This is a genomic window from Gemmatimonadota bacterium (genome assembly GCA_026387915.1).
Classification (GTDB): Bacteria; Gemmatimonadota; Gemmatimonadetes; order Gemmatimonadales; family Gemmatimonadaceae; genus Fen-1231.
In genome coordinates, this window is the sequence record JAPLKS010000010.1 from 19,924 (window position 1) to 46,165 (window position 26,242).

Annotated in this window: 21 protein-coding genes, 1 tRNA gene and 1 pseudogene; 10 read left to right on the forward strand and 13 right to left on the reverse strand. The window is 64.7% G+C overall.

All coding sequences use genetic code 11. The features are described 5' to 3' along the window. The first annotated feature begins 5 nt into the window (after positions 1-5). Positions 6-1,832, forward strand: a complete 1,827-nt coding sequence (locus NTZ43_05655; protein MCX5766692.1) for an ATP-binding protein — start codon at positions 6-8, stop codon at positions 1,830-1,832. Here NTZ43_05655 and NTZ43_05660 read toward each other — a convergent pair. After that, positions 1,801-3,000: a glycosyltransferase family 1 protein gene (locus NTZ43_05660; protein ID MCX5766693.1), complete on the reverse strand. Its 1,200-nt coding sequence runs from the start codon at positions 2,998-3,000 to the stop codon at positions 1,801-1,803. The two genes, NTZ43_05655 and NTZ43_05660, sit on opposite strands and share 32 nt — an antisense overlap. Positions 3,001-3,220: 220 nt before the next feature. On the opposite strand from NTZ43_05660, the gene NTZ43_05665 reads away from it, so the two are divergent. The 3 genes from NTZ43_05665 to NTZ43_05675 all read left to right on the forward strand — a co-directional run bounded on the left by NTZ43_05665 (position 3,221) and on the right by NTZ43_05675 (position 5,905). Beyond that, on the forward strand, positions 3,221-4,045 hold the full coding sequence (locus tag NTZ43_05665) for an alkaline phosphatase family protein (GenBank protein MCX5766694.1): 825 nt from the start codon (positions 3,221-3,223) through the stop codon (positions 4,043-4,045). A 74-nt stretch (positions 4,046-4,119) separates the two neighbouring features. Then, positions 4,120-4,650, forward strand: coding sequence for a phosphatase PAP2 family protein (locus tag NTZ43_05670; GenBank protein MCX5766695.1), 531 nt, complete (start codon positions 4,120-4,122; stop codon positions 4,648-4,650). A 22-nt stretch (positions 4,651-4,672) separates the two neighbouring features. Further along, on the forward strand, positions 4,673-5,905 hold the full coding sequence (locus NTZ43_05675) for a glycosyltransferase family 1 protein (GenBank protein ID MCX5766696.1): 1,233 nt from the start codon (positions 4,673-4,675) through the stop codon (positions 5,903-5,905). A 9-nt stretch (positions 5,906-5,914) separates the two neighbouring features. On the opposite strand, the gene NTZ43_05680 is transcribed toward NTZ43_05675, so the two are convergent. Continuing rightward, positions 5,915-6,874, reverse strand: coding sequence for a class A beta-lactamase-related serine hydrolase (locus tag NTZ43_05680; GenBank protein ID MCX5766697.1), 960 nt, complete (start codon positions 6,872-6,874; stop codon positions 5,915-5,917). Between the two features lie 83 nt (positions 6,875-6,957). Here NTZ43_05680 and NTZ43_05685 point away from each other — a divergent pair, with 83 nt between their 5' ends. Further along, a complete protein-coding gene (locus NTZ43_05685; GenBank protein MCX5766698.1) occupies positions 6,958-8,499 on the forward strand; it encodes a transglycosylase SLT domain-containing protein in 1,542 nt (513 codons plus the stop codon). A gap of 27 nt (positions 8,500-8,526) precedes the next feature. On the opposite strand, the gene NTZ43_05690 is transcribed toward NTZ43_05685, so the two are convergent. The 3 genes from NTZ43_05690 to NTZ43_05700 all read right to left on the reverse strand — a co-directional run bounded on the left by NTZ43_05690 (position 8,527) and on the right by NTZ43_05700 (position 12,278). After that, positions 8,527-10,506 (reverse strand): methyl-accepting chemotaxis protein, encoded by a 1,980-nt coding sequence (locus NTZ43_05690; GenBank protein ID MCX5766699.1) that lies wholly within the window; start codon positions 10,504-10,506, stop codon positions 8,527-8,529. 108 nt (positions 10,507-10,614) lie between these two features. Then, positions 10,615-11,151 carry a cyclic pyranopterin monophosphate synthase MoaC gene (moaC, locus tag NTZ43_05695; protein ID MCX5766700.1) on the reverse strand — a complete coding sequence of 179 codons (537 nt, stop codon included), beginning with the start codon at positions 11,149-11,151 and terminating at the stop codon, positions 10,615-10,617. Positions 11,152-11,210: 59 nt separating this feature from the next. Then, the gene (locus tag NTZ43_05700) at positions 11,211-12,278 is read right to left on the reverse strand and encodes a hypothetical protein (protein MCX5766701.1); all 1,068 of its coding nucleotides are present in this window, start codon (positions 12,276-12,278) and stop codon (positions 11,211-11,213) included. Between the two features lie 29 nt (positions 12,279-12,307). Here NTZ43_05700 and NTZ43_05705 point away from each other — a divergent pair, with 29 nt between their 5' ends. Then, on the forward strand, positions 12,308-13,441 hold the full coding sequence (locus tag NTZ43_05705; GenBank protein MCX5766702.1) for a P1 family peptidase: 1,134 nt from the start codon (positions 12,308-12,310) through the stop codon (positions 13,439-13,441). Here NTZ43_05705 and NTZ43_05710 read toward each other — a convergent pair. The 6 genes from NTZ43_05710 to NTZ43_05735 all read right to left on the reverse strand — a co-directional run bounded on the left by NTZ43_05710 (position 13,431) and on the right by NTZ43_05735 (position 19,306). Beyond that, on the reverse strand, positions 13,431-13,874 hold the full coding sequence (locus NTZ43_05710) for a pyridoxamine 5'-phosphate oxidase family protein (protein MCX5766703.1): 444 nt from the start codon (positions 13,872-13,874) through the stop codon (positions 13,431-13,433). The genes NTZ43_05705 and NTZ43_05710 overlap by 11 nt on opposite strands. Then, positions 13,871-15,025 carry a 5-(carboxyamino)imidazole ribonucleotide synthase gene (gene purK / locus NTZ43_05715; GenBank protein ID MCX5766704.1) on the reverse strand — a complete coding sequence of 385 codons (1,155 nt, stop codon included), beginning with the start codon at positions 15,023-15,025 and terminating at the stop codon, positions 13,871-13,873. Before purK ends, NTZ43_05710 begins: the two co-directional genes overlap by 4 nt. Beyond that, positions 15,022-15,507, reverse strand: coding sequence for a 5-(carboxyamino)imidazole ribonucleotide mutase (gene purE / locus NTZ43_05720; GenBank protein MCX5766705.1), 486 nt, complete (start codon positions 15,505-15,507; stop codon positions 15,022-15,024). The genes purK and purE overlap by 4 nt, the downstream gene beginning before the upstream one ends. Before the next feature lie 75 nt (positions 15,508-15,582). Beyond that, on the reverse strand, positions 15,583-16,551 hold the full coding sequence (locus tag NTZ43_05725; GenBank protein ID MCX5766706.1) for an SDR family oxidoreductase: 969 nt from the start codon (positions 16,549-16,551) through the stop codon (positions 15,583-15,585). Then, the gene (locus NTZ43_05730) at positions 16,548-17,468 is read right to left on the reverse strand and encodes a bile acid:sodium symporter family protein (protein MCX5766707.1); all 921 of its coding nucleotides are present in this window, start codon (positions 17,466-17,468) and stop codon (positions 16,548-16,550) included. Before NTZ43_05730 ends, NTZ43_05725 begins: the two co-directional genes overlap by 4 nt. Next, a complete protein-coding gene (locus NTZ43_05735; GenBank protein ID MCX5766708.1) occupies positions 17,465-19,306 on the reverse strand; it encodes a thiamine pyrophosphate-binding protein in 1,842 nt (613 codons plus the stop codon). Before NTZ43_05735 ends, NTZ43_05730 begins: the two co-directional genes overlap by 4 nt. 226 nt (positions 19,307-19,532) lie before the next feature. Between NTZ43_05735 and NTZ43_05740 the strand changes: the two are divergent. The 3 genes and pseudogenes from NTZ43_05740 (at position 19,533) to NTZ43_05750 (ending at position 23,720) form a co-directional block, all read left to right on the forward strand. Beyond that, positions 19,533-21,032, forward strand: a pseudogene (locus NTZ43_05740) (amidohydrolase). 74 nt (positions 21,033-21,106) lie between these two features. Next, the gene (locus NTZ43_05745) at positions 21,107-21,343 is read left to right on the forward strand and encodes an amidohydrolase family protein (protein MCX5766709.1); all 237 of its coding nucleotides are present in this window, start codon (positions 21,107-21,109) and stop codon (positions 21,341-21,343) included. Between the two features lie 109 nt (positions 21,344-21,452). After that, positions 21,453-23,720 (forward strand): M28 family peptidase, encoded by a 2,268-nt coding sequence (locus NTZ43_05750; protein MCX5766710.1) that lies wholly within the window; start codon positions 21,453-21,455, stop codon positions 23,718-23,720. Positions 23,721-23,786: 66 nt separating this feature from the next. Here the strand turns inward: NTZ43_05750 and NTZ43_05755 are convergent. Continuing rightward, positions 23,787-23,859: transfer RNA gene (locus tag NTZ43_05755), tRNA-Asn, on the reverse strand. Positions 23,860-23,923: 64 nt separating this feature from the next. Beyond that, positions 23,924-24,775 carry an NAD(P)-binding domain-containing protein gene (locus NTZ43_05760; protein MCX5766711.1) on the reverse strand — a complete coding sequence of 284 codons (852 nt, stop codon included), beginning with the start codon at positions 24,773-24,775 and terminating at the stop codon, positions 23,924-23,926. A 198-nt stretch (positions 24,776-24,973) separates the two neighbouring features. Here NTZ43_05760 and NTZ43_05765 point away from each other — a divergent pair, with 198 nt between their 5' ends. Then, positions 24,974-26,206, forward strand: coding sequence for a glycerate kinase (locus tag NTZ43_05765; protein ID MCX5766712.1), 1,233 nt, complete (start codon positions 24,974-24,976; stop codon positions 26,204-26,206). Positions 26,207-26,242 lie beyond the last annotated feature (36 nt).

Below are 26,242 nucleotides of genomic sequence, written 5' to 3' on the forward strand. Positions count from 1 at the left end.
AGGGCATGCCAAAAATCAACGAAAAGGCCCGAATTTCTATTGCGCTCGTTGTGGCGCTCGTTGCGCTGGCGACCATCGGGTCCATTGCCGCGATGGAGTTGTGGAGCGACGAGCACACCACGGTCGTGACGCTGTTGCTCGGGCTCGTTGTGGGCACGGGCGTGCTGATTGCGTACGTCGCATGGAGCGTGTCGGCCGACCTCACGGCGAGCGATCGAGCGCGCGAAACGTTGGAGCTCTCCGAGGCGCGCGTGACGGGGCTCGTCACGATTGCCGCCGACGCGATTATCAGCATTGACGCGCAGTATCGGATTGTGCTGTTCAACTACGGTGCGGAAACAATTTTTGGATGGCGCGCCGCCGAGGTCCTCAATCAGCCGATGTCGGTGTTGCTTCCCGAACGGTTTCGCAGCGGCCACGGCCAGCTGATCGGCGGCTTTGCCAAGGGGGCGGCGTCCTCGCGCCGGATGGGGGAGCGTCGCGAAATATCTGGGCTTCGCAAAAACGGCGAAGAGTTTCCGGCCGATGCCTCCATCCTCAAACTCGACGTGGCCGGGGAGCAGACCTTCACCGTGGTGCTCCGCGACATCACCGAGCGCAAACGGATTGAAGACGAGCAACGCTTTCTGGCCGATGCCGGCCGCGATTTGACGCGCACGCTCGAAGACGACGAAACGCTTGATGCGGTCGCGCGACTCGCCGTGGCGCGACTTGGCGACGCCTGCTTGGTGGACGTGCTGCGCGACGGGGCGATTCGTCGCGTGACAAGTGTCAGCGATTCGCCTGCGGTCGCCGACGCCTTGGCCGCCTTGCAACTCGACGCGCCGGGGCCGGACAGCGCGTCCGCGATTGTGGATGTGCTGCGCACGGGCAAGGCGCAGATGATTCGCGAGGTCGATGACGATTGGCTCGAGTCCCACAGCGAAACGGAAGAAGTGCTCGCGCGGTGGCGCGCCCTTGCGCCGCGCAGTTTGCTCTTGGTGCCGCTGCAAGCGCGCGACGAAGTGATGGGCGTGATGACGGTCATCGCGCTCGGGTCGCACCGCTACAGTGCCGCCGATCTCGACCTGGCCACGCGGATGGCGGAGCGCGCGGCCTTTGCGATCGACAATGCGCGGTTGCTCGGCGTGGCGCGCAACGCCACGAAGGCGCGCGACGACATGCTCGGCGTGGTGAGCCACGATTTGCGCAACTCCGTGCATGCAATCGGCATGTGCGCGCGCGTGCTGCGTGAGAGTCCGCCGGACGATCCGGCGGCGCGGCTCGATCTGGTGAACGCCATCTCCGACGCGTTTGATGTGACGGAGCGACTGATTCGCGATCTGCTCGACGTGGCGGCGATCGACGCTGGGCGCTTGTCGATGGAGCAGCATCCCGAAGAAGTGCGCGCCATTGTGGATTCGGCGCTAGCGATGTTGGCGCACGCGGCGCGCGAGCGTGGCGTGGAGCTCCTCGTGGAATACGGCGACGACCTCCCGTTGGTGGAAGGCGACGCGGCGCGACTCGTACAGGTGATTTCGAATATTGTGTCCAACGCGATCGGTCACACGATGGCCAGTGGGCAAGTGCGCGTGAGCGTGCACGAGCAAGACGGTGGGGTGTTGCTGGCCGTGGCGGATACCGGCACCGGCATCTCGCCCGAAGAGTTGCCGCATGTGTTTGAGCGGCACTGGCGGTCGCCCAATACGGCGCGGAAGGGCGGGCTTGGGCTTGGCTTGGCGATCGCGTCGGGGATTGTGCAGGCGCACGGCGGCCGCGTGTGGGTGGAGAGCCGCGTGGGCGAGGGGGCGACGTTTTACGTCACGCTGCCGGGCGCAGGGGCACTCGCTTGATTCTCGCCGGCATGCATTCGCGGTAGATCGCGTCGAGTCGGTCGAGTTCGCGGCGCCAATCGAGTGCAGTTGCCGTGCGGAGCGCGCCCTCGGAGAGTCGCGCCCGTAGCGCAGGGGAACTGGCGAGACTCACCATGGCGCGTGCGCACTGGCTGGCGCTATTCGCGGCGTATGTAAGCCCGTTGTAATCGTCGCGGAGATGCTCGCGCACCCCGCCCACCGGCGCGGCGACAACCGGTAGCCCACTCGCCATCGCTTCGAGCACCACGAGCCCGAGCGTTTCGGTGACGGACGCAAAGGCAAAGCAATCGGCGCTGGCGTAGAGGGCGGGCAAGTCGTGCTCGCGGTCGAGTGCGCCCATCCATGTGACGTCGGGTTCAGCGCGGGCGCGGAGCGCGGCCTCGGACGGCCCCGCGCCGGCGATGACCAGTCGCATGGGAATATCTGGTCGAAGCGCGCGAGCCGCGGCAAAGGCGTCGAGCACCACCTCGACGTTTTTTTCGGGGGCGAGGCGTCCGACATACAACACCGTAAACGCATCATCGAGGCCGAGCTGTTCGCGCAGAGCGGTGGACCGGCGGTTAGGCGTGAAGGTGGCGATGTCTACACCGCAGCCCCACACGTCCACCCGCGGAGCGCCGAGCGCCAACGCGCTTTCCCGAGAGACGGTCGACGGCGTGAGCGTACGCACGGCGCGCCGGTGAAAGCGGCCGAGGTAGCCCTCGATGCTCCCGCGGAGCCAGGGCACACCGTACGAGGCGGCGTAGCGTCCGAAGTCCGTGTGGTACGAGGTAATGATCGGCACCTCGGCGCGCTGTGCCGCCATTTGGCCAAGGCGGCCAATGACGAACTCGGTGGCACAGTGTACAAGGTCGGGTTTGAAGCGCGAGACCGCATCCACGACGCTACCGAGGTGTGGTGCCGCGAGCCGAACGTCGGAATACACTGGCAGCGGTACGCTGGCGAGAGTGGTGATGCCAAGTCCGTTCGTGCGACCGCCGTGGCGCGTGGCGCGGGGTCGTGGCGCCGTCGCACGGCTCGGGTATCGCGGTGCCACCACGTGCACGTCCCACCCGCGGTCGAGCAGGCCAGCCACCGACAACGCGGTGACCACGGAGACGCCGTTGACCTGCGGCGGCCAGGTGTCGGTGCAATAGAGAACTCGCATGTTCGTGACAATGGAGTCGCTACGTGAAGGTCGTGTGACGGTCTTGTCACGGCGCGGTAAGTGAAACCGCCGTGCGCGGCGCTCTTTCGTTACCACATGGCGACCGTGCGGTGAACCCACCGTTGCAGGACGCCGCGAAGTTCAGCGGCGAAGGAAGCAACGCGCGCGTTCCCCACCCCCTGCCGAGGTGCCAGTGTTTCGAGACGCTCATTCCTCTCCCGTGCGACGCGTAGTGTTGGTGGTGCTCGACGGCCTGCGGTCGGATGCCGTGTCCACGTTCGACCTCTTTCACTTTGATCAGCTGGCGGCGCGTGGCGCTTCGACGTACGCCGGCCGCACCGTGACGCCGAGTGTCACCGCCTGTGCGATGGCGTCGTTGCTGACGGGCGCAGCGCCGGAGCGCCACGGACTGCAGAGCGAGCGGTTCCACCTGCCACGCGCCACCGGTCCGTTGCATCCGTTGCCGAAAGTGCTCGCGGACCATGCGATGCCATCGGCGGCGTTCCTTGCCGGTATGCCGATCTTCATGGGCGGGCTCGCCGGTCGCATTGGTGGCGTGCTGGGCTTTGGCACATCCCGCTGCTTTGGGAGTGGCGCCGTGGAAGTGCTGGCGTCGGCCAAACGAACACTCGAACAACAGCAGCGCGGTTTGATCATGATGCACTGGCCGGATGCGGACCGCGCCGGTCATTCGCATGGATGGATGTCGCCCGAATATGGTGCGGCCGCGCAGCGCATGGACGACGCACTGGGTCGCCTGACGCGGATTGTCGACCTGAACGATCCGTCGACGCTGCTGGTGGCGATGGCCGATCATGGCGGTGGTGGGACGGTGCGCACGCACCACAACAGCGAGCATCCGCTCGATACGACGATCCCAGTGGTATTGGCGGGTGGCGCGGTGCGGCAGGGTGCGCTGGGGCCGGACGTGCGGTTGACCGATGTGCCGGCCACCATCCTCTGGACCCTCGGAATCCCGCAGCCGGCGAGTTACGTAGGGACCCCGCTGGCCCATGCCTTCTCCGCACTGCGGGTGGCGGCCTAATGCCGGTGAACGCGACACGCATGCCTGGGGTACTAAATGCAGGGTTTTCACCGCGGAGCGCTAAATTGAGCCGCATGTTCAAGAGCCCAATCGTTCATCGCTTGGATGATCGTGACCGCGCGCTGTATGCGCGCTGGGTGATTGGCGAATCGGCCTCGCGTGTTTCGCTCATGTGCTGGACGGTACTCACGCACATTGGTGGCAGCGCGGCGAGTGTGGCCTTTGCGCTCGTGCCGCTGGTGTTGGCTGAGGGCGCATTCAAGGTGGCGGCGGTGCAGGCCGCGTGGAGCTTGGCCATTTCGCACGTCATCGTCCAGTTTATAAAACGCAATGTCGTGCGGGCACGCCCAACGGAACGCGTGGCAAATCACGCGCACGTGGCGTTGCCGGATCGCTTCTCCTTTCCAAGTGGGCATTCGACGTCCGTGATGAGTGTCGCGTTCATTCACGCCGCAAACTTTCATTCGCTCGCGCTACCGCTGCTGGCCCTTGCCGCACTCGTGGGCTTCTCGCGCGTTCGGCTTGGGGTGCACTATCCGGGCGATGTGTTGGTGGGGCAGTTGATTGCCATCGCGACGGGGCTGCTCGTGCGGACGGTGTGGTAGCGGTGCAAGCGGTGCCAGCGGCGTGACGGAGTTGCAGCGCGAGGGTGGCGTGGACGCCTCTGGGCTCCGGCTTGCCATTTTTTCCGATACGTATCCGCCGCAGGTCAACGGCGTGGCGCGCACGTTGCAGCGCCTCACCCGTGCCGTTGAGGCGCGTGGCGGCGCGGTGCAGATCGTCACGGTGGCCGATCCGGACGCGCGCAACGAACCACAGGTCGAGCGCTGGCCGAGCGTTCCGTTCTGGGCGTATCCGCAGCTGCGCATGGCCGCGCCAGAGCGACGGCGCGCGCTGGACCTCATGGACCGTTGGAAGCCGACGCTCATTCACTCGGCCACCGAATTTGGCGTGGGACTCGGCGGCCTTGTGGCGGCGCACGAGACGCGCGTGCCCTTTGTCTCCAGCTATCACACGCATTTCACGGCGTACCTGCGGCACTATCACCTTACGGCACTCGACGTCATTGGGTGGCCCTTCCTCCGGTGGTTTCACAACGCGGGGCTGCGGACCTTTGCGCCGAGCGAGATGGTGCGGCGTGAACTCGAGGCCAATGGTTTTAACAACACGCGAGTGTGGACGCGCGGGGTGGATCACGCGCGGTTCAATCCATCGTTTCGCTCCGCCGAGTGGCGCGCCCGCTGCGGCGCAGACCGCGACACGGTGCTCGTGGTGTATGTGGGACGACTCGCCCCGGAAAAAGGGATTGACGTGGCGCTCGAGGGAATGCGCCAGGTGATGGCGCGGTATGGCAAGCGCGTGGCGTTTGCACTGGCGGGCGACGGTCCAGCCGACGTGCGCTGCCGAGCGACCGCGCCGGAGGGGACGTATTTTGCCGGGCAGTTGGGCGGCGACGATCTCAGTGCGTTTTATGCGTCAGCTGATGTGTTTGTTTTTCCGTCGACCACAGAGACGTTTGGGAATGTCGTGCTCGAGGCGATGGCAAGCGGACTCGCGGTGGTGGCGCCCGACTGGGGAGCCACGACGGAGCTCGCGAGCACCGAGACGGCGCTGCAGTTCCCCGCGCACGACGCGGCGGCGCTGGCGGAACGTGTGGGCCGATTGATTGACGATGCCGAGTTGCGGCGTACGCTCGCGGCGCGCGCGTATGCCACGGCGGCCAGTCGCACGTGGGACGGTATTTTTGACGCGCTGATTTCGGAATACCTACAAGTGCACCAAGGTGCTGGCGCCGCGATCCGCTCGTGTTCGCGTCGCCCGGCGGGCCTCGCGCGATCGCGCCGTGAGGCCTCCGCGTAGGCGCGACGCTCAACGCGTCGCGAAGGCGTAGACCTCGCGCGACAACTCCGCGATCAGTCGCCCTGCGACTTTTTCGTCGGGAATCTTTCGTGTGAGCACCACGAGCACATAGGGTGCGCGCGTTTTGGGATACACCACGGCCGCGTCGTGTAGTGTGCCGGTGATCCAGCCCGTCTTGTGCGCCACGGGCGTACCCGCAGGGAGCCCGGCGGGGATTTCGTCGTTGAACTCTTGGCGCATCAACACGTCTTTCATGGCCGTGCAGCTGGCCTTGGAGGCCACGTTCGCGGCTTCGATGCCGGCGAGTAACACGCCGAGGTCGCGCGCGGTGGTGGTGTTACTGAGGCCGGCCTGGAATGCTTTGTTGTCTTCCACGCCGCGGCGCACGTCAATGCGTGAGGCGCCAAGGGTGTGGGCGGTGGCGTTCACCACTTTCGGGTCGAGCAGTTCAATGAGCGCGTTGGTGGCGAGGTTGCTCGAGCGCGTGATCATCCGTTCGTTGAGTTCGCGCAGCGAGACGTCGGTGCCCACTTTTTTGTAGAGGAGGCTGTCGGAGTCGTCGGAAGCGCTGAGTGTATACGGAGATCCGTCTACAATAGACGCGAAGCTGTTTTGCAGGCGCAGCGTGCGGTCGAGCGTGAGCGTGCCCGCATCAACGCGACGAAAGAGTTCGATCATCACCGGCACTTTCATTGTGCTGGCGGCGTGGAACGACAGGTCGGAGTTCATGGCGAGCGTGTCGCCGCTGGCGAGATCGCGGAACCAGATGCCGACTTCGGCGCCGGGCTGTGCGGCAATGCGAGCGCTGAGTCGGTCGCGCAGTTCGGCGACCGATTTCGCGGGCGCGGTTGATGCTTTTAGTGGAGTTGGCGACGCTTGGGCGGCGAGGAAATCAGGGTGCGACGCCGCGGCGAAGGCACAACTGGCGAGCAGGAGGGCTGGCAGGAGGGCTGGCAGGAGAGGGCGCATCCCCCGAATATACGGGATGACTGGTTGGGTGCGCTCGGCTGTTCCCGAGCACCCGCGGGGCAGAGGCGCCCACGGGCGGCGCCGTGGGTGGCGCCGTGGGTGGCGCTGCGGCGAGTGCTGGTGCGAGTGCTGGTGCGAGTGCTCCGCCGGCGAGCGTGGCCGGAAATGGAGGAGTGCCAACCGCCTCCGCGGCGGGGGCTTCGTCGCAGGGCGCGGGCGGCCGTTCCACCGGAGTCGGTGCAGCGACCACCAAGGATTCCGCGATCGTCACCGCGTCGATGATTGCGAGCGAGGCCAAACAGGTCTTCGGCGATGCCGTGGCTCCGCGAACCGACGGCCCCGCAGAACCCACGTGGGACATGGACGTGCGCTCCTACGAGACGCACGCGCGCGTCGAGCATTTTGTAGGCGTATTCTCCGGTCGCGCCAAGGAGCCGTTTGCCAAGGCGTTGCAGCGGCAGACGCGCTACGGTGCGCTGATTGGCGGCGCGTTGCGCGAGGGCGGGCTCCCCGAGGATCTCACCTACCTCGCGCTAATTGAAAGTTGGTACGATACGCACGCCTACTCCACGGCAGCGGCGGTGGGGATGTGGCAGTTCATGGCCGGCACCGCGCGTGGCGTGGGGATGCGCGTGGACTGGTGGGTGGATGACCGCCGCGATCCCGTGCGCTCAACGCAGGGCGCTGTGCGTTATTTGAGCGGGCTGCGCGCGCAGTTCGGCTCGCTGTATCTCGCCGCGGCCGCATACAATGGCGGCGACGGACGTGTTTCGCGGGGCCTGGCCCTCTACGCGAGCGATCTCAACGGTGTGACCGGTGAAGATCGGTTCTTCACGCTGTCCGATACGAAATATTTGCGTCCGCAAACGCGCGACTACGTGCCGAAGATCATTGCCGCAGCATTGGTGGGCAAACAGCCCGCCCGCTACGGCGTGGTGGTGGAATCGCTCCCGCCGCTCGCGTTCGACACGGTGCGTGTGCCAGGCGCCACGCCCCTCGCCGCTGTGGCGAATGCCACGAATGCCACGGTCGCGATGATGAACGAACTCAATCCGCATCTCATTCGAGGCGTCACGCCGCCGGGGGATTCGTTCTTGGTGCGCGTCCCCGCGGGCACCGGCGCGTCGTTTGTCGATCACTTTTCGGCGCTGGAGCCAGCGGAACTTCGCGCGTGGGTGAAGGTTGAGACCAAGAAAGGCGAGACGATGACGTCCGTGGCGCGCAAGCACGGGCTCACCGCCAAACAACTTGGCTGGTACAATCCCAAAGCGGCGCGGCTCAAGAGCGGGAATCTCGCGGCTGGGCAAGTGATGCTCATTCCAACGTCCGCGACGGTGTCGGCGGCGCTCAATGTGCCTGATCCGTCGATTGAGCGGTACCCGCGTCGCGCAAAAGCTGGGGCGGCCAAGAAGGGCGCGGCGGCAAAAGGTAGTGTGACCGCCAATGGCGGGGCGGCAAAGAAACCGGCGGCCAGTTCGGCGAGTGCGAAAGCCAAAAAGAGCACGCCGACGACTAAGAGCGCTCCCTCGAAAAAGAACACGTCGCCGTCGAAGCGCGCGCCGGTCAAGAAGTCCGCTCCCGCCAAACCGAGCACGCCTGCAAAGAAACCAACGCCGACCCCTTAGGCGGCGGCTCGGTCCACCGCGCGCGACCTACACGTGCTGCAACGTTCGGCGCACCGTCGGCTTGGTCCGCACGCTGCGCGAGAGCTCCATCGGGGGCGCTGATGCTGGCTCACGTAGTTCGAAGGTGCTGACCATGTCCTGCAGCGTCCCGGCCTGACCGGTGAGCTCGGTTGTCGCAGCGGCCGAATCAGACGATGTGCGCGCCGTGGACGCCATGCTCTGATTCACGGTGTCGACCGCGCTGTTGATCTCCGCTACACCCTCGCTCTGCTGCGCGCTCGCGAGTGCGATTTCTGCAATCACGTCGGTCACGGAATGGACCTTGGTGGTGATGTTCTCAAAGTCCGTGAGCACTTGTCGGTTGATGTGCACGCCGGCGTTTGCGTTCGCCACCGACTCCTCAATGAGCTCTGCCGTCTGCTTCGCGGCCTCGGCGCTGCGCACCGCCAGGCTCCGGACTTCATCCGCCACCACCGCAAAGCCGCGGCCCGCATCACCGGCACGCGCCGCTTCGACGCTCGCGTTGAGAGCCAATAGGTTGGTCTGGAACGCAATCTCCTCAATCGTCTTGACCACGCGGGCAGAGGCGTCGGCCGACGTCTTGATGCGATCCATCGCCTCCGAGAGCGAGCGCACGTTCTCCGCGCCGTGTTCGGCGGCTGCCCTCACGTCACCGGACATCACGCGCGCGTTCGCCGCATGCGCGGTGTTGGCATTTGCCTTCGCGGCCATTGCATGCAGCGCGCCGCCCACCTTCGTGAGCGAACTGGCCTGCTCGGCGGCGGCGTCCGCGAGCGACAGACTTCCCGTGTGAATCTGACCCGCTGCGGCCGCGACCTGCTGCGAGGCGGATGACACCTCGCCGAGTGCCTCGTTGAGATGGAGCGTGGCCGTGTTGAAGGCCTCTTTGATGGTCGCGTACTGCCCCTTGTACTGACCGTCCATGTGCGCGGTGAGATCGCGCCGCGCAAGCCGCTGGAGTGCACCGGTCGATTCGCTCACCGGCTGACTGACGGCTTCGACCATTTGATTCATGCCGCGCACGAGATCGCGGAAGGCGCCTTGGAATCGGGCCTCGTCGCCGCGCTTGTTCAGTTCGCCGTCCTTCGCCCAAGTGGCGAGCCGATTGGCTTCGATCGTGAGTTCGCCAATGGTCCGCTGCAAGTGCATAAACGACTTAGTGAGCACATCTTTCTCGCCGCGCGGCGTGAGCTGCGACGTGACATCGCCGCGGCTCAGCGAGTCCGCGCCACGCGCAACGCTCCGGATGTATTCGATCATGTCGCGGAATGAATCGGCGAGCAGGCCGAGTTCGTCGTCCGAATGCACTGTCACATCCTGCTCGACATCGCCTTGGGCAATCAGCGCGGCGGAACGGGTGATGCTCACGAGCGGTCGAGTGATGGTGCGGGTAATGAGGCCGAGTGCGATACCCAGCATCAGCACGACTGCGAGGCTCACGCCAATGTTCTTGATCTGACTCGTGCGCAGTTCGGCCATCTCAGCGGTGGACCAACGCTCAACCACGAGGTACCCGATCGGTTGGCCGACCGCGATTTCGTCGTGGCATTCGGCGCAGGCGGCTTCGGCGCGAAAGGGGGTCACGCCTGTGACATACGACTTTGCGTCGGCGGTGTTCGTGAACGACGAAGCGTCGAGTTTGCTCGTTAGCGCTTGCTGCACGATGGCTTCGGTCGTCTTTTTGTCGTTCATCGTCGAGTCGGATGAACGAAACACCCGGCCCTTTGGCGTCACGATGAACGCGCGTTTGAGCCCATTGAGCCGGCCGAGCCGCGTCATCATCGTGTCGACCCCTTCGAGATCGGCTTTCACCATCGCGTGTCGAAGCGTTGCCTCAACAACCGCGCTGGTTTCCTTGGCCTGATGCTGAAGGGAATCCACCAGCTCCGTTTTGCGTGTTTGCCACTGCCAAGCAGTTTGCGCTGCAAACACCAGCACGAGCGTGGTGGAGATGGGCACAATGAGCTTGACTGACAAGCTGCGCATTCTACGCGGCATGAGCGGAGATCCCCGATAGGGTGTCGATGAATCAATGATCGGCACCGTATCGGCAAACCTTTTTACCGCGCACGCAGCAACTTTTGCGTAACCGCTTTACCTGGTGCGGCGCGCCTTGTACGAGCCGCTCTTGCCGCCGGTTTTTTCGAGCAAGCGCACGCGCTCGATCACCATCGCTTTATCGAGCGCCTTCACCATATCGTAAATGGTGAGCAGGGCAACACTCGCCGCCGCGAGCGCTTCCATCTCCACCCCCGTTGGCGCGACGGTGGCAACCGATGTTTCCACGCGCACCGCATGCCGCTTGGCGTCGAGTGTGAGCACCACCTGCACATCGGTGAGCGGCAACGGATGGCAGAGCGGGATGAGCTCAGCGGTGCGCTTGGCCGCTTGAATGCCAGCTAGGCGCGCCACGCCGAGCACGTCGCCTTTTTTCACGCGATTGGCTCTCACGGCGGCAAAGGCCGCAGCGCTCATCGTGATGCGCCCCTCGGCGATCGCTCGTCGTGCGGTGGGGGCTTTGGGGCTGACGTCCACCATCGTTGCGGCGCCGGCGGCGTCCACGTGCGAAAGGCGGGGAGTAGCGGTGCGCTTCGCCCCGCCTTTCGCCCCGCCTTTCGCGCCGGCCTTCACGCTGGCTATAGGCCTCTGTTTCGCGCTCGATTTCACGCTTGGTTTCCGTCGCGCCGCGGTCATGCGCCGAGCCCGGCGAGTTGTTCAAGGAGCTGCGCGGTCACCAACTGTGGAATGGCGTTCCCCTCTGCCGCGCGCTTGGATTCTTCCACGACTGACACTGCTCGGGCTGCAGCGACTGCGCCCGCCGCATCGCCGGCGACTGCCGCGCGTTGGGATGCATCGCGAAGCAATACCGTGAGGGCGTCGAGTACGTCGGAGAATGCGCCGCGCGCCTTGGACGAGCCCTGCGTGAAGGCGGCGCGGAGCCGCACATCGCTCCCTTGCCGCGAGGCGTCGAGCAGCGCCTTCGCGCGCGTGACGGCAGCGCTCCGATCGTCGGTGCCAATCAGCATGCCCGGCGCGCCGTTGGCGAGTGCCAGCAGGGCGTCGAGATTCTTGCTGCTCTTGGCCACGGTGTCGCGCACAGACGGATGTTCAACAAAGGCACGCATGTCGTCGGCACCGAGTCGGGGGACGCGCACGGTGACGACGCGCGAGCGAATGGTCGGGAGTAAGGCGCCGGGCTCGCTGGTGGTGAGAATGATGGTGGTGTCTTCTGGCGGTTCTTCGAGCAACTTCAGAAAGGCGTTGGCCGCATCAGGGCTCGAGGCCTGCGGCACCATGCGATCGGCATTGCCCACCACGAATACCTTGCGACGCGCCATCGCGGGCGTGCGAGTGGCCTGCTGCACGATGCATCGTGACACGTACACAAAGATGCCCGCGAGTCCGTCCGGCGACGCGTACACGCCACCGTCTTCCAGTCGCTCGGCGACTGCGGCATCGTACGCCTCGGTGACGTCTTCAAGCGCGACGTTGGCCGTGTCTTTTAGGCGCGGAAGCGGAAAGTACCATCGCAGATCGGGGTGCACGCCATCGAGTGCGTACTTGCAGTGCTGGCACTCACCGCACGGCGCGTTGGCACCGGTGCAGAGCAAGCGCCGACCGAGCCAGAGCGCGAGTTGTTGCTTGCCCACCCCAGGCGGCCCCTGCAACAAGAGGCTCGCGGGAAGCGCGCCGCGGGCGACCTGCGTGTTGAGCCGGTCGCGGAGCGCCTGGTGGCCAAAGAGTGGGAGGAGCGGCATGAACGGGAAAGATACATTATCTTCGCCTCATGCGACTCCCTTCGAAGGCCGCCATCCTCGCCTCGCTCTCCGCTCCGTTTTTGGGCGCGCAGGAGCCCCGTCCCCGTGCTCGTGACCTCGGCCTCGCGCCGGGGATATTCAAGACCGGCCTCCTCAACGCCATCACCGACGTCGGTGGGGTGAAAGTGGGGCAGGTGACGCTGATCGAGGGCGACCACGTCCGCACCGGAGTGACGGCCATCTTGCCACACGGCGGCAACGCCTATCTCGACCGCGTGCCCGCCGCGGTGGTGGTCGGCAACGGTTTTGGGAAGCTGGCCGGGAGCACGCAGGTCAATGAACTCGGCGAAATGGAAACGCCGATTCTCCTCACCTGCACGCTCTGTGTTTGGCGCGCCGCCGATGCCATGGCCCAATGGATGCTCGGGCTGCCGGGGATGGAGAAGGTGCGCTCGATCAATCCGCTGGTGGGCGAGACCAACGATGGCACACTCAACGACATTCGCTCGCGGCCGGTGACGGCGGAGCACGTGCGGCACGCGCTGGAGTCGGCGTCGAGCGGCGCGGTGGCCGAAGGGGCGGTGGGGGCGGGCACGGGCACTGTCGCCTTTGGGTGGAAAGGCGGCATCGGCACGTCGTCGCGCGTGTTGCCGGCTTCGCTTGGCGGGTTTACCGTGGGCGTGTTGGTGCAGAGCAACTACGGCGGTGTCCTGCAAATGATGGGCGCTCCGATTGGAAAAGAACTCGGCCAGTACGCGTTCCAAAAGGATGTGGCCACTGAGCGTGGCGATGGCTCGTGCATGATCGTGATCGCCACCGACGCGCCACTCTCGGACCGCAACCTGCGGCGCGTGGCCGCGCGTGCGATGATGGCGCTCGGGCGTACGGGGTCGAGCGCGTCTAATGGAAGTGGCGACTACGCCATTGCGTTCTCCACGTCGCCGCTGGTGCGGCGCGCGTGGGACGCCAAGCGTCACACCACCACGGAACTCGCCAACGAAGAGGTGTCGGCGGTTTTCGAAGCCACGGTTGAAGCGGCGGAAGAGGCGCTCTACAACTCGCTCACGCGCGCGACGACGGTCACGGGAAATGGGCGCACGATTGAGGCGCTTCCACTCGACAAACTCAAGGCCGCACTCGCCAAATACGGAATCAGGCCTTAGCGGATCGCCCGGTGACTTGATCGGCGTGAATGCGGAACACCACGTGCCGGTCGGGCGTGGGGTCGTCTTGCTCGAGCGCCTCAGGCAGGAAGTGCCGGAGCACTTCAATGGCCTTTGTATAGTTGTCGGCCTGCGTGCCGTTGCGTTCTAATAGGTAGAGCGCGCCTTTGACGACCACTGACTCCCAGTCGAACAGCGCACGCACTTCGTCAATCTCAAACGCTACCCATCGATTATGCGCGAGCGTGCGCAGCTTGGTCCCTGGCGTGGTGCGTCCGTAGAGCCATCCCTCGTTGTACTGATAATGGATGGGCTCAATGTCCACATGATCGCGGTAGCTGAACGCGATGCGACCGACATTGTTGCGCGCGAGCACAGCTTCGCACTCTTCGCGCGTGAGCTCGCGGAATACAGGAGATGGAGTGTCGGTCATAGCGCCTTTGGGATGAGAGCCGCGTACGCCTCGCACACACGCGCGAGTGCTTCGTCGGCCGTCGCACCCACCGCTGAAAGATGCCCCATCTTGCGCCCCGGGCGCGACTCCCGTTTCCCGTACAAATGCACCCGAACACCCCTGACGGCGAGCGCGGCGGCAAAGTCCGGTGCTTGGCCGTCCACCCAGAGGTCGCCAAGCAGGTTATGAATCGCCCCAGGCACCACGAGTTCTGTGCTGCCGAGCGGCAGGCCACAGACCGCACGCACCAACTGCTCAAACTGACTAGTGGCGTTCGCACGGTCGGCGTGGTGATAGGTGTTATGCGGACGGGGCGCCAGCTCGTTCACCAGCAGGCGCCCATCCTGCAGCACAAACAGTTCCACGGCGAGTAGCCCAACGATTCCCAAGCGCTCGGCAATCGCTTGCGCGAGCTCAGTGGCCTCGCGTTCGCGCTCCGCCGACGCGCCCGACGGTGTGACCGCCCAGGTGAGCACGCCATGCGTGTGATGATTGCGCGAGGGCGGATACACCACCGCTACACCATCGGCGCGACGCGCTACCAGCACGCTCAACTCTGTTTTGATGTCGAGGAACTGCTCGACCACCGCACAGCGGCCCCCAACGGCGGCCCAAGCGGAGGCCCCCTCGGAGGCTTCACGTACGCGCGCTTGCCCGCGGCCATCGTAACCGCCGTGCGCTGACTTTACGATCGACGGCCCCTGCGCGGCTATGGCACTCGCGCACTCGGCGGCGGTTACCACCGTGCGAAAGGCGCCTTGCGGAAACCCTTCGCGTGCGAGCCATTCGCGTTGCCGCGCACGATCCTGCACCACGTACACCGCGTCGGCGCCGGGGCGCAGCGGCTTGAGCGCGGCCACAGCGTCGAGCGTGGCGAGCGGAATCTGTTCAATCTCGAGCGTGACCACGTCTGCCAGTGCGGCGAGTTCCGTCGCCGCCGCGACATCACTCCACTTGGCCGTGAAGGTGCGCGTCGCCACTGGTCGGGCGGAGCAATCGGCGTCGGGGTCGAGCGTGACGAAGTCGTAGCCCATGGCGCGCGCCGCGAGCGCCGTCATGCGGCCAAGTTGCCCGCCCCCGAGACAACCGATTGTCGCGCCGGGAAGAATGGGCGCGTGGCGCGCAGTCACGGGAGCGTCTGGCCGAGCACGTCGTCGCGGCGACTCGCGCGCCACGCGCGCAGTTTGTCGCGCACCGCGCTCTGATGCGCGCCCACAATCTCCGCCGCCAGAATCGCGGCGTTGGTGGCGCCCGGCTTGCCAATGGCAAGCGTTCCGACGGGAACACCGGCGGGCATCTGCACGATACTGAGCAGCGCGTCGATGCCGTTCAACGCCGTCGCAGGAATCGGCACGCCGAGCACCGGTACGAGCGTCTTGGACGCCACCATGCCAGGCAGATGTGCAGCGCCGCCGGCAGCCGCAATAATGCAGAGTAGGCCGCGCGATTCGGCGCTGGCCGCGTACTCAAACATCCAGTCCGGGGTGCGATGCGCCGAAACGACTTTCGTTTCGTAGGGCACACCCACGAGGTCGAGGAGTTCGCAGGCCGGTACGAGGTGTTCGTAGTCGGACTTGCTCCCCATGATGATGCCTACGAGTGGAGTTGGCATCCCTAAATATGGTCGCTGGTCTGGTTGGGCGGTACGTCACCCCGGCGCTCTGTTGCGCCGCCCGACGGACGAGGGTCAGGCATCGGTGGTGGCACGCCGGCGCGAGTCGCGCCAGAGCTCCAGCACTTGAAGGGAGGTCAACGCCGGGCTGTAGCCGAAGTCTTGTTTGAGGTGCGTGTTGTCCAGCACGGGCCGGTACCGCAGAAAGTTGACCTGCTCAGGGCCGTAGGGCACGATTCCGAGCGGATGGAGGAGTGCGAGCACCCGCTCCACGAGCCACGCGGGCACGCGCCGGACTCGCTTCCCCAGCACCGCGGCAATCTCGTCGATGGTCAAAGCGCCATCGCCGGCCAAGTTGAAAATACCGGTGGCCGACGAATCGATGGCGCGAATGAGGCACCCCACGACATCGCGGTCATGAACGAAAACGAAGGGGGAGTCCGAGCCGCTGATGGCGAGCAGTCGCGGACGTTCAAATAGCGCCGTAATCTGATTGTCGACCGACTCCCCGAGGACTGTTCCCACGCGGAAGATCACCTGTTCAAGGCGCGGGTATGCGCGACGGTAGTCGAGCAGCATTTCTTCGGTGAGTCGTTTGTGCCAGGAGTAGGCAAAGCTTTTGTTGCCACGAAGCGCGTCTGACTCCACCAACCACGTTGGATTGTCATGGTGATAGCCGTAGGCAGCCCCGCTGGACGTGACGACCACGCGGCGCACGCCTGCGAAGACGCAGGCGTCCAGCACGTTGCGCGTGCCCTCGACGTCCACGGAATACGCGAAATCGCGACTGCTGCCCTTGGGCGGGGTCACGATGCCGGCCAGATGCACGACGACGTTGACCCTGTGGGTGGCAAGGACGGTTGCGAGCGCTGGACGTCGGACGTCGTGCTCAACCCACGTGGCGTGCTCCGGAAGCGCATCCGGCTGTTTCACATCGCACGCAATAACGCCAATGAGCTGACCTTTGCCGACCTGCGACGCAAGCTCCGCCACCAGTTGCTGACCGATGTATCCGGACGACCCTGTGACGAGTACCGTGGTCATGACGCGGCCTCACCGAGCGAGAGCAGTGGCCGTCGCGACCAATAGGTCGCAAGGGAGAGGCCGGCGATAATATGCCAGATCCCCCACCAGGCGGCAACGATCGCGGCGCCACCGAGTCCACCGAAGAAGGTGAAGATCAGAATCAGCCCGAGCCCTGAGTTCTGAATGCCCACCTCAAAACTCACCGCGCGACGGTCCCGCTCGGGGAGCCCGAGTGCGGCCGCGGTCCAGTATCCGGTGGTCAGCGCCATCGCATTGTGCAGGAAGACCGCGAACACCACGCGCCCCACGTATGCGGCGAAATACGTCCAGTTGCCAATGAGCGCGACCACCAGAAAAGCCGCGAAGATGGCAATCGAAAAACGCTTGAGCGGCACGCGGGCTCGTGCCGCCAACGCGGGCCAGCGCCGCGCCGCGAGTACGCCGAGCGTCAGCGGGAGACCGAGTAACACGAAAATCGTCACGAACATTTCGAGCGGATCAACCGCGACGTCGCGGAGGAGCACCCGCGTCGGCGCGTATAACGACGCCCAAAACCGGAGCACGAGCGGTGTCATCACCACCGACAACACGGTGGACGCCGAGCTGATGCTCACCGAAAGCGCCGTGTTGCCACGCGCGAGATGCACCAGAAAGTTCGAGATGTTGCCGGCCGGGCAACTCGCCACGAGCATCATCCCAAGGGCGATGCTCGGCGCCGGCCGAATGATGAGCACGAGCAAAAAGGTGAGCGCGGGAAAGACGACGTAATGTCCAGTGATCCCCACGAGCACGGGCTTTGGATCGCGGAGCACGCGCCGAAAGTCATCCGCTCGCAGTTCAAGTGCCACCCCAAACATCACGATCGCAAGGATCGCGTTGAGGAGATGCAACGTGGCTGGACTGAAGTTCAGTCGAACAGCGTCGATTTCGCTCACTTCCCCTTGGGCTCCTGATGCAAGGCTTTGAAGTGTAGGAGTCCGGGCGCCCACATGTGCGCCACCGGATTAACGTCCACGTGAATCACGCTCGGGCCGTCGTGCGCCAACGCACGCGTGACGGCCGCGCGCAACGCAGTGGGCGACTGCACGCGCTCTCCCGCTGCTCCCATCGCCTTGCCCACGGCGCCAAAATCAATGTCGCCGAAGTCGGCCCAAATATTCTCGCCTGGGTCGAGCCGCTTCTTGAGCAACATTTTCACGGGGCGCATGGCAATACTCTGCGTCATCTTCACCATCCCCCACTGCTTGTCGCAGAGCACAAGCCAAATGATGCGCAACTTGTGGCGCACGGCGGTTTCGATTTCCTGCGGATGCATGCCCGCTGCGCCATCACCGATCACGCAGGCCACGGGGTGATCGGGCACCGCGATCGCCGCGCCAATCGCCTGACCCATGCCGGCGCCAAGCATCCCCATTTTCATGGTGGAGAGCATACGGCCGCGCAGGTGAGCCTTGGTATAGAACATCGTCCAGACGGCAGTGTTGCCACCGTCGGCCACAATCGGGCTCTCTGCCGGAAAGAGCTCACGCACGAGCGCCGGCGCGTGCGCGGAGTGCAGGGGAGCGCTGTCGTCCTTGAGCGCGCCCTCGAGTTTTTCGGCGAACCGCTTGAGGTTGCGCTGATAGTCCGCCACCCGTTCGCGCCGCCGCGCGTGCGACATCTCGGAACGGCGCTCGGTGAGGCGAACGGCGAGCGAGCGCAGAAAAACGCCCACATCGGCGCACACCGCCACCTCGGCGGGTTTGTTGGCGCCGAGCGTGGAATCGTCAATGTCCACTTGCACCGTGCGCTGCTCCGACGGCGCGCGCCAGTTGGGCGCCTTGCCCCACCAGTCGGTTTCACCGAGGCGAGAGCCGAGCACGAGCGCGGCGTCGGCCTCATTGCGCGCAAGGTTGTTCAGCTTGATGTGCGTCATTGGAATGGCGAGCGGCGATGATTCGTCAAAGCAACCGCGCGCGGCCCAGCTTGTCGTGACGGGCGCTTCGAGGAGCGACGCTACGGCGCTCAGCTCGTCAAACGCCTGCGCGTGAATGATGCCGCTTCCCGCATGAATCACCGGGAGTTCGCTCTGCAAGAGCAGCGTCGCGGCGCGCTCCACATCTCCCGCGTCGGCCGCAACGGGTGTGGTGCGTCGGTACTGCGACGGCTTCCAATAGGAGACGTCGGCTTTGACCTCCGCATTCATCAAGTTTTCTGGCACGTCAATGTGTACCACACCCGGTCGCCCGTCCCAGCAGGCGCGTAACGCAGCGCGCATCAGTTCGGGAATCCGTTCAAAGCTCGGAACCGCGCGGCTCCACTTGGCAAAGGAGCCGATCACCGCCTCTTGGTCGAACCCCTGATAGGTACCCGTACGCATCGGATACATAGCGCCGGTGCGGCGCGCGCTGGTGATGCAGAGGACGCGGTTCCCCTCCGTCTGCTCCACCACGAGCCCGGGGAGAATATTCGCCACCCCCGGGCCGTTGCTGGCCATACACACACCGAGCTTGCCGGTGAGCCGCGCGTATGCCGCCGCGGCGTGCGCTGCGCTGGCTTCGTGCCGCGGCGTGACGAGTGTGATACCCAACGCATGCAATGATGCGTAGAAGCCGTAGTACGTGCCGTCGATGATGCCAAACACCACCTCGACACCCTCTGCCTGCAACATTCTCGCGAGCACTTCGCCGCCAGTCGGCATGCCGCCGTAGTACGTGCCGTCGATGATGCCAAACACCACCTCGACACCCTCTGCCTGCAACATTCTCGCGAGCACTTCGCCGCCAGTCGGCATGCCTTCCTCCGGGTTGCCGAGAAGATAGAATGCGGGGCGGTGGCTCGTTAGCGGTTAGTAGAGTCCGCGGGGGGGCTCGCCCAGCGCACTGACCCCGCCCAGGACGTAGTAGAAAACAGCCCCAGCCCCTCGCGGCGCAGGGGAGAAATGGGCATCGTTGAGGCGGTTCCGCGGCGCCAGACGCCGCCCGATTGCACAAACACCCGGGGATGAGATGCCAGTTCGGATGCCGTCGGCTCGTTGGACATCGGTCTGGACGATCGCGGCCCTGTTAGGTTCGCCGGTCACGGGTCGCACGTCGCTGCTGGCGCAGTCCGGTGCGGCCGTTGCCAAGCCCTCGAGTGCATCGGCCAGCACGTCGGCATCCGCGCAGCCCGCGGACCTCATTCTCTTCAACGGCAACATCATCACCGTCGACTCCGCGGACCGTATCGCCGAGGCGGTGGCGGTGCGCGGCGGCAAGATCGTTGCGGTGGGGAAGAGCGCGGACATTTTCAAACTGGCCAACGCCTCCACCCAGCGCGTGGATCTCAAGGGGCTGACCGTTACCCCAGGGTTGCTCGACGCGCACTCGCATTTTTCTGGCGGCGCACTCGATAAATCACTCTGCTTGGATGTGGCCTATCCGACCGCCAAGCGCATTGCCGACGTGCGCGACGGCATAGCGGCGCGCATCAAACAGAAGGGCGCTGGCGCATGGATCTGCGGACGCGGTTGGGACGAAGGCAAACTCACCGAACGTCGGATGCTCACCGCTAAGGATCTCGACGCGGTATCGCCAAAGAATCCTGTGTGGCTTGTGAACACCACGGGGCACTACGGTGTGGCCAATAGCGCCGCCATGAAACTCGCCGGCATCTCACGCGCCACCAAAGATCCGGCCGGCGGCAGCCTCGACCGCGACGCCGAAGGCGTGCCGACGGGTCTCCTCAAGGAATCCGCACAGGACCTGGTCACGCGTCTGGTGCCACCGCCCACGTCCGAAGAGCGGCAGCAGGCGTTCGCGGCGCTCGCGCAGTCGTTTAGCGCAGAAGGGATGACGGGGCTCAAAGACCCCGGCATCGGAGACGAAGTGTGGGACACGTACAACAAGGTCGCCGCGAACGGCAAACTTCCATTGCGCGTCTTTGCACTCTGGAGCGGCGGGAGCTCGATGGCCGATGTGCAACGTCTCATTGCCACCAAGGCCGCCATCTCAAAGCCCTATCAGTCCACCGGTGACGACCACGTCATTTCCGGCGGCGTCAAACTCTTTGCCGACGGCAGCGGTGGATCGCGCACCGCCTGGATGCACGACGAGTGGAACAAGAACGGCAACGAAGTGGACACCGGCAATCGCGGCTATCCATCGTTCAATCCCGACACGCTGCGCGCCATGATCATCGCGCTCCACAACGCGGGGTTCAACATCGGCGTGCACGCCGTGGGTGACCGCGCCATCGATTGGGTGGTGGATAGCTACGCCGAAGCGATGCGCGCCAATCCGCTCAAGGGACGTCGCCACAGCATCATTCACGCGAACGTCCCTACCGATCACGCCATCATGGTGATTGCCGATCTGCAAAAACGGTTCGATGCGGCGTTTCCGGAACCGTCGGCAACCTTTATGTGGTGGATTGGCGACACCTACGCCGGCAACTTCGGCTCCACTCGGCTTCCGCGACTTAATCCATTCAAGACTTTCGAAAACCGCGGCATTCGTTGGGCCGGCGGTTCAGACTTTGACGTGACGCCGTTCCCGGCGAGCCGGCGCTCGGCACCTACGGCAAAGATGTGTATGGCCGCGCCGAGTCGGTGGATGTGCACACCGCGCTTCGGTCATTCACCATCTGGGCCGCACGGCAAATGTTTCTCGAAAAGAAAATCGGGTCGGTGGAAGTCGGAAAATACGCCGACCTCGCCGTGTGGGATCGCGATCCGTACACCGTGCCCACGGCCGACCTCAAGGAGATGCAGGCGCAGATGACGCTCTTTGAGGGGAAAGTGGTCTATCAGCGGAAGGGCGCGAAGGTCAGTGTGGTGAAAGGCGCTCCGTAGGTAGATCGGCGCGGACCGTTTCCGCGTTTCATTTTGCAAGTCTGTCAGTGGATCGGCTGTCGTACGCTCACGCTTTCGCTCGACGCTCGTCCTTACCCCCGAGGTTCTGATGCTGCCGCTGTTCCGTGCATTGCTCGTACCGTCGCTGCTGCTACCGTTCGTCCCGCAAACCGTCCTCGATCCGGGCGACTTGCGCGGCTTCACCAGCGCGTCGGCCAAAATCGAACGTGACTGGGAAGCAAAGTTCAAAGCCATTCCCGAGCCGGCGCGCCTGCGCGAGGCGATGCGTCGCCTGAGCGCGCGCCCGCATCACGTGGGATCGCCATATGGCAAAGCCAACGCCGAGTGGCTGCGTGACCAACTCACGTCGTACGGATGGCAGGCGTCCATCGAGGAATTCCAGGTGTTGTTCCCCACACCCAAGGAACGGCTGCTTGAGATGGTGTCGCCGAGCAAGTTCACGGCGAAGCTCGACGAACAAGTATTGAAAGAAGACCCAACCTCAAATCAAAAAGCCGAGCAACTGCCAACGTACGTGGCCTACTCGGCAGACGGCGACGTCACCGCGCCACTCGTGTATGTGAACTACGGCGTTCCCGCGGACTACGACGAGCTCGACCGCCGCGGCATTTCTGTAAAGGGCGCGATTGTCATTGCGCGGTACGGCGGCTCATGGCGCGGCATCAAACCGAAGGTCGCGTACGAACATGGCGCCGTGGGCTGTCTCATTTATTCTGACCCCAAGGACGACGGCTACTCGCAGGGGCTCACCTATCCCAACGGGCCGTGGCGTCCGAGCGACGGTGCACAGCGCGGCAGCATCATGGATATGCCCACCTACCCGGGTGATCCGCTCACGCCAGGCGTCGGCGCCACCAAGGATGCCAAACGTCTCGCCGTCAAAGACGCCGCGACGGTGATGAAGATTCCCGTGCTTCCGCTCTCCTACGGTGATGCGCAACCGCTACTCGCCGCGATGACGGGCCCCGTGGCGCCGGAATCGTGGCGTGGGTCGCTCCCCATCACCTATCGACTGGGCGCCGGCAAAACGACGGTGCATCTCAAGCTCTCGTTCGACTGGAGCCTCAAGACCCTCTACGACGTGATCGGCAAAATCCCCGGCTCAACGTATCCCGACGAATGGGTCATCCGAGGCAATCACCACGATGCGTGGGTGAATGGCGCCGAAGATCCCATCTCGGGTGCAGTCGCCGAACTCGAAGAAGCGCGCGCCATGGGCGAACTGCTCAAACAGGGCTGGAGGCCCAAGCGCACTATCGTCTATGGCTTTTGGGATGGCGAAGAACCTGCGCTCCTCGGCAGCACCGAGTGGGCAGAAGCGCACGACGCCGAGTTGCGGCAGAAGGGCGTGCTCTATCTGAACACCGACGGCAACGGCCGCGGCTACCTCGGCATGGAAGGCTCACACAGTCTCGAGCGATTCTTCAATGAAGTAGCCAAGGATGTGGAAGACCCCGAGACCAAGCTCAGCGTGTGGAAGCGCGCGCAGCTGCACGCGATTGCCGATGGCAGCGCTGCCGACAAGAAAGACGCACGTACGCGCGGCGATCTGCACATTGGCGCACTCGGTTCCGGCTCCGACTTCACTCCGTTCCTGCAGCACCTCGGCATTCCCACGCTCAACGCCGGCTTCGGCGGCGAAGATGGCGGCGGCATTTACCACTCCATCTACGACAGCTTTGCCTGGTACATGAAGTACAGCGACTCATCGTTTGTGTACGGCAGGGCCCTCGCGCAGGTCGTCGGCACCGGCATCATGCGTGCGGCCAGCGCCGATGTGTTGCCGATGGAGTTCGGCAACTTGAGCGAGACGGTGAATGGCTACGTGGGCGAACTCAAGGAACTCCGCACGAAGGTCGCCGACAAGATTGCCGAAACCAACAAGCAGATCGACGAAGGGGTGTTCAGCGCAACGGTCGATCCGCGCGAGCCACTCAAGGCCCCCAAGGCCGAAGAGCCAGCGCCCGTGCTCAATTTTGCGCCGATGGATAATGCCACCGATCAGCTCAGCCGTGCCGCACAGCGTTACGAAAAAGCGTACGCCTCGGCGATGGCGAGCGGGGCGAGTGCGGCGCAGTTCGCCAAGGCGAACGACTTGCTCAAACTCGCCGATCAAATGTTGCTTGGCCCCAACGGGTTGCCACTCCGCCCGTGGTACAAGCATCTGTTGTATGCGCCCGGGCTCTACACGGGATACGGTGTGAAAACGATGCCCGGCGTGCGCGAGGCGGTGGAGCAGCGGCGCTGGAAGGAGGCCGACGAGCAGATCGTGGTGGCCGCCGCGGCCTTGGAACGCGAGGCGGACCTCATTCGGCGGGCCAGCGCGGCGCTTGAGGTTGGGAAGCCGGTGCCGTAACAGTCCGTCGACGGATAGGCGTAAAACAAAGCGGGGCAATCACTTGCGTGATTGCCCCGCTTTTAGCTCCCGAGGAGGGACTCGAACCCCCGACAGGGTGATTAACAGTCACCTGCTCTACCACCTGAGCTACTCGGGAATAGCCTATAAAAAATAGCCGTCCAGCAGGGCTGGGTCAACCTTGGCCGCTTTTACCGGCTTGGTTACTTGGTGACGGCGTCAATTGCCACCACTCCGGCATCTTGGGCGCCGTGGCCCTGCGCGATGAGGACGTCCATACGAGCGGCGAGTCCTGGGAGTACGGCGAGCGGCACCGAGCCGGCCGTTTCGATCATCAGGCGCACATCTTTCCGCGCCATGGTGAGTTCGAACATCGGAGCAAAGTTGCCAGCGGCCATGAGCTTGCCGCGCCCACCGATGATCGCCGAGGGGTTGAACACGTCGAGCACCTTCAGCGTCTCTTCCGGCGCAAAGCCGGCGCCCTTCGCAATCGAAAACACATCGGCCAGCGTGCCGGCGATTCCAACAAAGAAGGCGTTGCCAAAGAGCTTGTACGCCGCAGCCGCATCGCGACGTTCGCCGAGGTATTGCAACTTGCCGGTCATCGCGGTGAGCGCGCTCTCCATCTTGGCGAACAGCGCAGCGGGGCCTGCCACCAACATGCTCCCCTCAGCGTTGCGCGCGGCCGGCGGCCCCATGAACACGGGGCAGTGCAGATACTTCACCCCTTCTTTCTCCAAGCGCTCCATGCGCGCTGCGGTGAGCGCGGGCTGCGTGGTGGTGTGATCGCAGATCACAGTGTCGGCGCCGAGTGCGGCGCGTGCGGCGGCGATCACTTCTTCCACTACCGCGTCATCGCGGAGAATGAGGTGCACGTGGTCAGCGCCGCGCACGGCGTCGGCAGGCGTTGCGGCGACCTTGGCGCCAAACGCTTCGAGCGCGTGCGCCTTACTGGCCGTACGGTTCCACACGGTCACGGTCCAGCCACGTTTGCAAGCGGCTTCGGCAAAACCACTACCGAGGAGTCCGGTACCGAGAATGGCAATGTTGGGCATAGGAGAATGAGGGGAAAGCAGGTGGGTGGTGCTGGAGCGGGCGCCGCGCGCCTTTCTATTGAAAGCTAGCGGAGCTGCGTTGCGGCCGTCGATGGAAATACGCGATGGCATAAGATTAGGTTGGGAGAGACGACACGCGACCTTCACCCTCCGCGACATCCTGTGACGCTACACGATCCCGACGCATTGCTTCGTGCCATGTTTTCGGCCGCCATTGAACGGGCGATGCCCGAACGCTGTTTGCCGCCGTACTTGCCGACGCGCCCAACGGGCCGAGTGATTGTGATTGGCGCTGGTAAGTCGTCGGCGGAGATGGCGCGCGTGGTGGAGCGCGAATGGGCGGGGCCGCTGAGCGGATTGGTGGTGACTCGCTACGGACACAGCGCGCCGTGCGAGCGCATTGAAGTGGTTGAGGCATCGCATCCGGTGCCAGATGAAGCGGGCGAAAAAGCAGCCGCGCGCATCCTGGCGATGGTGCAGGGGCTCACCGCGGACGATCTCGTGCTTTGCCTCATCTCTGGTGGTGGCTCGGCGCTGTTGGCCCTTCCGGCTGGCGGCATCACCCTTGCCGACAAGCAGGAGGTGAGCCGCGCGTTGCTCCACAGTGGTGCGACGATTTCCGAGATGAACTGCGTGCGCAAGCATCTCTCGGCGATCAAAGGGGGGCAACTTGCGGCGGCGGCTCACCCTGCGCGGGTGGTGACGTTGCTCGTCTCCGATGTGCCAGGAGATGATCCGGCGGTGATTGCGTCCGGTCCGACGGTCGCGGATCCGACTACGTTTGCCGACGCCGCCGAGGTACTCCGGCGCTATGGCATCACGGCGCCCGCGTCGGTAATGGCGCACATCGCTGCGGCGGCACGCGAAACTCCCAAGCCGGGCGATGCGCGGCTCGCGCGCGCTGAACACCATGTGATTGCCGCGCCGATGCAGTCGCTTGAGGCGGCGGCTACCGTTGCGCGTGCGGCAGGGTTTACACCCGTGATACTCGGCGACGCGATTGAGGGAGAAGCGCGTGTCGTTGCGGCCGAACAGGCGGCGCTCGTGCAGCGCATCCGTGCGCGTGGCGATCCGGTCGCTGCCCCCTGTGTGCTCCTCAGCGGTGGCGAGACGACGGTGACGGTGCGCGGGACTGGGCGTGGGGGGCGTAACGCTGAGTATCTTCTCTCCTTGGCGGTGGCGCTGCATGGCGAGCCGAGCGTCTTTGCGCTCGCTGGCGACACGGACGGTATTGACGGCACGGAGGACAACGCGGGCGCGCTCCTCGGCCCCGATACCCTCGCCCGAGCGGCGCTCGCGGGAGTGGAAGCCACCGCGGCGTTGGCGAATAATGATGGCTACGGGTTCTTTGCGGCCGCGTCGTCTCTGGTGGTGACGGGGCCGACCCGCACGAACGTGAATGATTTTCGCGCGATTTTGATATCCGGCTGATGTGCGGAGTTTTCCTCCCGCCTTCGCTAGTACGAA

Coding starts and splice junctions, on each gene's coding strand:
- NTZ43_05655 (MCX5766692.1), top strand. CDS start 6: ATGCCAAAAATCAACGAAAAGGCCCGAATTTCTATTGCGCTCGTTGTG.
- NTZ43_05660 (MCX5766693.1), bottom strand. CDS start 3,000: ATGCGAGTTCTCTATTGCACCGACACCTGGCCGCCGCAGGTCAACGGC.
- NTZ43_05670 (MCX5766695.1), top strand. CDS start 4,120: ATGTTCAAGAGCCCAATCGTTCATCGCTTGGATGATCGTGACCGCGCG.
- NTZ43_05680 (MCX5766697.1), bottom strand. CDS start 6,874: ATGCGCCCTCTCCTGCCAGCCCTCCTGCCAGCCCTCCTGCTCGCCAGT.
- NTZ43_05690 (MCX5766699.1), bottom strand. CDS start 10,506: ATGCGCAGCTTGTCAGTCAAGCTCATTGTGCCCATCTCCACCACGCTC.
- NTZ43_05700 (MCX5766701.1), bottom strand. CDS start 12,278: ATGCCGCTCCTCCCACTCTTTGGCCACCAGGCGCTCCGCGACCGGCTC.
- NTZ43_05705 (MCX5766702.1), top strand. CDS start 12,308: ATGCGACTCCCTTCGAAGGCCGCCATCCTCGCCTCGCTCTCCGCTCCG.
- NTZ43_05710 (MCX5766703.1), bottom strand. CDS start 13,874: ATGACCGACACTCCATCTCCTGTATTCCGCGAGCTCACGCGCGAAGAG.
- purE (MCX5766705.1), bottom strand. CDS start 15,507: ATGCCAACTCCACTCGTAGGCATCATCATGGGGAGCAAGTCCGACTAC.
- NTZ43_05725 (MCX5766706.1), bottom strand. CDS start 16,551: ATGACCACGGTACTCGTCACAGGGTCGTCCGGATACATCGGTCAGCAA.
- NTZ43_05735 (MCX5766708.1), bottom strand. CDS start 19,306: ATGCCGACTGGCGGCGAAGTGCTCGCGAGAATGTTGCAGGCAGAGGGT.
- NTZ43_05750 (MCX5766710.1), top strand. CDS start 21,453: ATGCTGCCGCTGTTCCGTGCATTGCTCGTACCGTCGCTGCTGCTACCG.
- NTZ43_05760 (MCX5766711.1), bottom strand. CDS start 24,775: ATGCCCAACATTGCCATTCTCGGTACCGGACTCCTCGGTAGTGGTTTT.
- NTZ43_05765 (MCX5766712.1), top strand. CDS start 24,974: ATGTTTTCGGCCGCCATTGAACGGGCGATGCCCGAACGCTGTTTGCCG.